Raw genomic sequence first — 6,666 nt, 5'->3', positions numbered from 1 at the left:
TTCAAGCCAGTTAAAGCGCGCAGCAAGCGGTCTTGTGTCAGCACCCGTTCAATATCCAGCATTTGCTTATCCCATTTCTGCCTTCTATTCTTGCTTATTTCCCGACAAGTCTAATCTCAACATTGTGATCAATGATTTGATTTATCATGACAACAATTTTTTCACTATTGGTCTTTGTTTTATCGGGTCTGTGTGAGATTGGGGGCGGCTACCTGATTTGGTTATGGCTACGTGAAGGAAAAAGCATCTGGTTAGCAATGGTTGGCGCTATTTTGCTGACAACCTACGGATTTGTTGCAACGCTTCAACCCGCGAATTTTGGACGAGCCTATGCCGCTTATGGTGGTATCTTTATCATGCTGTCAATCCTTTGGGGATGGCGAATCGATAATGTTGCTCCCGATCGCTTGGATTGGGTTGGAGCGACCATTATCCTAGTGGGTGTCCTGATCATGATGTACGCTCCAAGAGTTTAAGACAGAAGATGGAAGAGTCACTAGGAGGGTAGTTTGAGGGGTAGTTCAACTTGAAACGTTGAACCTTGACCGATGACGCTCTTTACATGAAGATGCCCACTGTGAGCCTGAACAATCTGTTGAGCGATCGCTAACCCCAGTCCAGAGCCACCGCTGTCGACCGATCGCGCCGTATCAACCCGGTAAAAGCGATCGAAGATATAGGGTAAGTCCACTTCTGGAATTCCGATTCCGGTATCAATGACTTGAATCACGGCCCAACCTGGATGGGGAACAAGTCGCAACCGCACTGACCCACCTGTAGAAGTGTATTTACAAGCATTACTGAGCAAGTTTTCAATCACCTGCCTCAACAAATCAGGATCAGCCCAGACCTTAATCGCTTGTTCTGGCTGCTCATATTCAAGTTGAATGTCTTGTGCTTCTGCCAGTACCCGAAATTGGGGAACGATTTCCGCTAGAAATTGATTGAGGGTGAGCAGTTTGAACGACTCAGGCGCGAGCTTTCCCTGATGACGCGCTAGGAGCAACAGATTATTCACCAGAGAACCCATTGATTTAGCACTATCTACGATATTTTCTAGGGATGGCTGGAACCGGGAATCATCTGATGCAAGCATCAACCCTACCTGAGCATTGGTCAAGATGGCAGAAAGGGGCGATCGCAACTCGTGGGAGGCATCGGCTGTAAAGCGTTGAAGCTGTTGATAAGACTGCCGAATGGGCTGCATGGCAATTCCACTCAATAGCCAACCCGCTAAGCCAATCAACCCCAATGCGATCGGCACTGCCAGGGTTAGTGCAATCTGAAGCTCTTGCAACTGATTGTGGGTTTCTGTTAGGGGCGTTGCAACCTGAAGGTAGCCCAGCGTCCCTGTTCGCCCCTCAACAGGTAGCGTAATCTGGCGCAACCAGCGATGCTGCAACAAGGGATCAGCCGGTTGAATCGTTTGATAACCCGGAGAAGTATTGAGCTGATTGGCAGGGGCAGCCCCAAAGAAACGAACCAAGCGTCCTTGGGCGTTGTACCAACGCACATAGATCAAATCCTCAGCCAGTGGGTGAGAACCACTCCCTAGTAGAGGAACATTGGTTAAATCGACCGCAGTTTGATTCTGGCGAACATCGTAATGAACGCTCGCCGCCATAATCCGGGTTTTGTCGAGCAGCAAGCGATCGAGTGCCTCTCGTTTGTCTTTCGCCTCAATCTGGTAAATGACTCCTGCAAACAACACAAGAATACTACCCATTGAGAGGGTAAACCAGCGGGCTAGATTGCGACGACTCTGATTAAACACATTCTGCTGTGAATAGGATGGTGATTCCGATAAAAATTAATTCTCCGGAGGAGACAGCCGATACCCCATTCCATAAATACTCTCAACCCAATCACTGGCTTCTACAGATTGTAAGCGTTGACGAAGTTTACGAACTAAAACGGTAATCGCATTGCTATCAGGCTCTGTCCCCCATTCCCATACGGCTTGCTCAATCTGGTTGCGGCTCAAGATCTGGCGAGGGTGACGCATAAAGTGTTCTAGCAATTGAAACTCACGGCTGGAGAGGGTGATAGATTTACCCTGTCTTTCTACAGTTAGCGAATCAAGATGGAGGTACAGATCTTCTAAATTCAGCGTGTCTCCAACCCATAAGGGAGATCGCCGCCTCAACGCCCGCACGCGTGCCATAAACTCAATTAAGTCAATGGGCTTTACTAAGTAGTCATCGGCTCCTGCATCTAACCCAGTCACTTTTTCAGAAGTTGTATCTCTTGCCGTAATCATCAAAACGGGAGCCGTTTTTCCCAGGGCACGATAATGCTGACAAAGATTTACCCCGCTGACATGGGGCAACATCCAGTCCAGAACCAAAAGATCATAGTCCTTCTCAGATAAAAGCCACTGAGCCGTTTTTCCGTCTTTGATACCATCTACGCTATGCCCTGCTTGAGACAAAGCAATCTGGAGTGGAAGTAGTTGTTTCGGGTCGTCCTCTACTAGCAATATTTTCATTTTTCCGCCCAGCCTTTCGATGGCTTGCAGTTCTAGCATTGAGTTCTGAGATGAGATTACACATCTCCTTAAAGCTAGATTTTAAGCAGCAGAAGGCTGTATTACAGTCAGGGAAAACGCTATTGAGGAGCATCGATCGAGGGTGATCAAACGCTGGTTACAGGCATCAGGTGCAGAATTTTGGTTGCCCCTCCCAGTGGTAGCAATAGCATTCTGGCTTGGCTCCAGCATTTTGACGGCTCAAGAATTGCAGCAATCTCAGCCAACTGCAACGAAGCTTCAGGCAGATACTCAGCTTAAAGCAGTTGTGTCTGTGAATATCCTGCTGATCAATGCCGTCATTAACCGAAACCAGAATATTACTCAGGTGAAGGTCGAAACAGCCGATTCGGTTTTGAAACGGATGGAATTAGAACTCGCCACAACAGACCCTAGCCAAATTGAAGCAGCGATCGCCAATGAGCTTCAGTTGTCGCGTCAAGATGTGCGCCAGCTAGTCCGTTACGAGATCATTGAGTAAATCTACTTCTGCCTCAATAAAGGATTTTAGGGCTTGTCGCTGTAGACCGTGTTCTCAAACGGCGTAGACCATTCAAATCTAGATAGCTGAACCCAACCTTAGAGAAAAAGGGAAGTACACAAAACAGCAATGTCTCAATTGTTTGGTTGACCCAGCCCAAACCAGAAGGACCAATTAACCAGGCGATCGGGTAGCTAATCCAAAATACCGTGAAATAGGCAACGAGCTTTGTATAAAGGGTGGAAAACTCCATCCCCTGACCCCGAGTTTTTGCCCGCAACGGCACCCAAATTCCCCAAAGAACCACGAGAAACGCAACAACACCGCAGGTATACCAAACAAAGCGTGTTTCATCTGTGGTAGATAAATCTGCGATTAGCCCGCTCCCAATCACAATCACTTGCGTTCCCATCAGCCCAGCAATCAGAGTCCAATCTTTGGCAATGTGATGCATCGCTGTCCACGATAACGACAGCAGCAGTAGGGGAGTGGTTACGAACCAATCGATGTAGCGGGCATAGTGCGTGATTTGTCCTGCTATCTCAACTTTTCCCTGCCCCATTGCCATTGCCATGTAGGCGAGTCCCGACCAGATGGGAATAAAGGTCGCAACTAAATACTCATATTTGGGCACCCCGCATGGATTGCGACTGAGAGCCATGAAATAAAGTGCCCCGATCACCATCGCGGTGACATAGACCCAGTGAAATATTGCTTGCCAGTCCATACGCTACTCCAATTCGCTTGCCTCTTACTTTGAAAGCCAAATGTGATCGAAAAGTGAGTGGTTAGAATCGAGTGATCATATTTAGTTCACTTTTCTCATCGACGCTAGAGGTAATGAGAAACAGTCTTGGGGCTGTGTGATTACCGAGTTCGAGTAGAGAAAACACAATGGTTGAAACACTGGCGAAACATCCAACACAGGATCAATGGCACCATCTGTCGGTGAAAGAGGTTGTTCAATCTTTAGAAACTGACCCTGATACAGGTCTTTCCACTCAGGAAGCAAAGGAACGGCGCGATCGCTTTGGTGCTAACGAACTGACTGCCCAGAAAAGCCAGAGTGCCTGGGTTCGTTTTCTCCAGCAATTCAACCAACCGTTGCTCTACATACTTCTAGCAGCAGGCATCGTCACCGCTTTTCTGCACGAATGGATTGATGCTGGAGTGATCTTCGGAGTCACGATCATCAATGCCGTGATTGGCTTTATCCAGGAGTCAAAAGCTGAGAATGCGATCGCCGCTCTCGCAGAATCCGTCACAACGGAAGCAACCATCCTGCGGGATGGACAAAAACAGGTCATTTCTTCCAGTGAACTGGTGCCGGGAGATTTGGTGCTGCTGGCATCAGGGGATAAAGTCCCGGCAGATTTGCGTTTGATTGAAGTTTTTGACCTCCAAATCGATGAGTCAGGCTTAACCGGAGAGTCTGTTCCTGTTGAGAAAAGCCTCACCCCACTGCCGCCAGACACTCCTCTGGCAGAACAGGCAAACATGGCTTACACCGGAAGCTTAGTCACTTTTGGACGGGGGCAGGGATTGGTTGTCGCCATTGGTGACAAGACTGAAACTGGGCATTTGTCCCAGATGATGCAGCAGAGCCACAGCCTGGAAACCCCTTTAACCCGAAAAATCGATCGATTTAGCAAAACCCTGCTATACGTCGTTCTGGCTCTGGCAACATTAACCTTTGCGGTGGGAGTCGCCCAAGGTTTCTCCTGGGTTGAGGTCTTTAAAGCAGCCGTTGCGCTCGCCGTGAGTGCCATTCCTGAGGGTTTACCCGCAATCCTGACAGTAACCCTGGCGATTGGGGTTTCCCAGATGGCAAAGCATCATGCCATTATTCGCAAACTGCCAGCCGTTGAAACTTTGGGCAGTACCACCGTCATTTGTTCCGACAAAACCGGAACGCTCACCGAAAATCAGATGACGGTGCAGGAAATTTATGCCGGAGGGAAACTTTATCAGGTCAGTGGTGGCGGTTACGCGCCAGAGGGAGAGATCACACTCAAAGGACAGCCCATTGATTTAGCAGAAACGCCTGCTCTCTCTCAATGCCTGCAAGCAGGGCTACTATGCAACGACGCCCAAATTAAAGAGCAAGAGGGCAACTGGACAGTGGTGGGTAGCCCAACCGAGGGAGCCTTGGTAACGGCGGCTCGTAAGGCAGAGCTAATCCCAGAATCCCTGGCAGAAACCTTGCCGCGCAGGGCTACCCTATCGTTTGAATCTCAATTTCAGTACATGGCGACCTTACACAATCGCGGTTCCGAGCAGTTGATTTACGTCAAGGGTTCCATTGAGGCGATCCTCAAACGGTGTTACCAAATGGTCGATGCTGCGGGAAATTCAACCACCCTTGATGCAACTGCAATCGAACAAATGGTCGATCGCCTGGCAAACCAGGGGTTAAGAGTGCTGGCTTTGGCAGAGAAAACTGCTGTCCGATCCAAATCCTCCCTTGAACATTCCGACATTGAGCGAAACCTGGTCTTCCTCGGACTTCAAGGCATGATTGATCCACCTCGCTCAGAAGCGATTCAAGCCATTCGCTCCTGCCAGTCTGCCGGAATCCAGGTGAAGATGATCACGGGCGACCATGCCAAAACAGCTGCTGCAATTGCTCAGCGCATGGGAATCAATCAAACACCGGATGCACCCATCTTCACCGGACGAGAACTAGCGGATATGAGCGAGATGGAACTGGCAAACGCTGTTGAACAAAGCAATGTGTTTGCCAGGGTTGCCCCGGAACAAAAGCTCCGCCTGGTCAAAGCACTTCAGTCGAAAGGCGAAATTGTCGCCATGACCGGAGATGGCGTGAATGATGCGCCTGCCTTGAAACAGGCAGACATCGGAACTGCGATGGGAATTACCGGAACCGAAGTCTCGAAAGAAGCGGCAGATATGATCCTGACGAATGATAACTTCGCCTCCATTGAACGAGCCGTAGAAGAGGGGCGCACCGTTTATAAGAATTTGTTGCGGGCGATCGCCTTCATCCTACCGGTCAACGGGGGCGAATCGATGACGATTTTAATCGCGGTATTTTTAGCAAGCCCCCTGCCCATTCTTCCGGTGCAAATCCTCTGGCTGAACATGGTGGGTTCGATCGCGCTATCTGTGCCACTGGCATTCGAGCCCCCCTCCCCCGACGTGATGCAAAACCTGCCTCGCCCAACGAATGAACCGTTACTCTCTCGTCGTCTGATTACCCGCATTCTGGCAGTTTCCGTATTCAACTGGATTGTTATTTTTGGCACCTTTGAATGGATCATTCGGACAACGGGCAACGAAGCTCTGGCGCGGACAATGGCAATTCAGGCATTGGTAGCAGCCGAAGCGTTTTACCTCTTAAGCATCAGCCGATTTGTCCCAGCTATCATTGCCAAAATGCGTGGTCGAACAGAATCCTTTGGTTATGCAGTCCTATTTGGCATTGGCGCAGCATTCCTATTTCAAACGCTGTTTAGCCAATGGAACGTAATGAATCAACTATTTGACACAGCAACGTTGAATTTAAGTCAGGCTCTCCTGTGCATTGCGATCGGCTTACCCATGATTGGTTTAGCCACACTGCTAAGGCGATTCGCTCCCCTCAAGTAGTTGCCCCAAGAGAGACAGCAACGGGTTTCCGATACTCCCCTGACATTAG

6 protein-coding genes are annotated in these 6,666 nt (G+C 49.3%); 3 read left to right on the top strand and 3 right to left on the bottom strand.

Going from position 1 to position 6,666, the window contains the following annotated elements; all coding sequences use genetic code 11:
* Window positions 1–146: 146 nt before the first annotated feature.
* Window positions 147–476: a YnfA family protein gene (locus NDI45_RS23785; RefSeq protein ID WP_190790758.1), complete on the top strand. Its 330-nt coding sequence runs from the start codon at window positions 147–149 to the stop codon at window positions 474–476.
* Window positions 477–496: 20 nt separating this feature from the next.
* On the opposite strand, the gene NDI45_RS23780 is transcribed toward NDI45_RS23785, so the two are convergent.
* The gene (locus tag NDI45_RS23780) at window positions 497–1,774 is read right to left on the bottom strand and encodes an ATP-binding protein (protein ID WP_190790757.1); all 1,278 of its coding nucleotides are present in this window, start codon (window positions 1,772–1,774) and stop codon (window positions 497–499) included.
* 36 nt (window positions 1,775–1,810) lie between these two features.
* Window positions 1,811–2,488 carry a response regulator transcription factor gene (locus NDI45_RS23775; RefSeq protein ID WP_190790756.1) on the bottom strand — a complete coding sequence of 226 codons (678 nt, stop codon included), beginning with the start codon at window positions 2,486–2,488 and terminating at the stop codon, window positions 1,811–1,813.
* Between the two features lie 142 nt (window positions 2,489–2,630).
* On the opposite strand from NDI45_RS23775, the gene NDI45_RS23770 reads away from it, so the two are divergent.
* The gene (locus tag NDI45_RS23770) at window positions 2,631–3,008 is read left to right on the top strand and encodes a hypothetical protein (protein ID WP_348249140.1); all 378 of its coding nucleotides are present in this window, start codon (window positions 2,631–2,633) and stop codon (window positions 3,006–3,008) included.
* A gap of 13 nt (window positions 3,009–3,021) precedes the next feature.
* On the opposite strand, the gene NDI45_RS23765 is transcribed toward NDI45_RS23770, so the two are convergent.
* Window positions 3,022–3,735, bottom strand: a complete 714-nt coding sequence (locus NDI45_RS23765) for a bacteriorhodopsin (RefSeq protein ID WP_190790755.1) — start codon at window positions 3,733–3,735, stop codon at window positions 3,022–3,024.
* 167 nt (window positions 3,736–3,902) lie between these two features.
* Here NDI45_RS23765 and NDI45_RS23760 point away from each other — a divergent pair, with 167 nt between their 5' ends.
* Window positions 3,903–6,617, top strand: a complete 2,715-nt coding sequence (locus NDI45_RS23760; RefSeq protein WP_348249139.1) for a cation-transporting P-type ATPase — start codon at window positions 3,903–3,905, stop codon at window positions 6,615–6,617.
* Window positions 6,618–6,666 lie beyond the last annotated feature (49 nt).

Source organism: Leptolyngbya sp. GB1-A1 (assembly GCF_039962475.1).
Lineage (GTDB): Bacteria > Cyanobacteriota > Cyanobacteriia > Elainellales > Elainellaceae > Leptolyngbya_A.
This window is presented reverse-complemented; position numbering and strand designations above follow the sequence as displayed.

Excerpts from the sequence above, each read along its gene's own strand:
- NDI45_RS23765 (WP_190790755.1), bottom strand. The coding sequence starts at position 3,735 with ATGGACTGGCAAGCAATATTTCACTGGGTCTATGTCACCGCGATGGTG.
- NDI45_RS23785 (WP_190790758.1), top strand. The coding sequence starts at position 147 with ATGACAACAATTTTTTCACTATTGGTCTTTGTTTTATCGGGTCTGTGT.
- NDI45_RS23775 (WP_190790756.1), bottom strand. The coding sequence starts at position 2,488 with ATGAAAATATTGCTAGTAGAGGACGACCCGAAACAACTACTTCCACTC.
- NDI45_RS23760 (WP_348249139.1), top strand. The coding sequence starts at position 3,903 with ATGGTTGAAACACTGGCGAAACATCCAACACAGGATCAATGGCACCAT.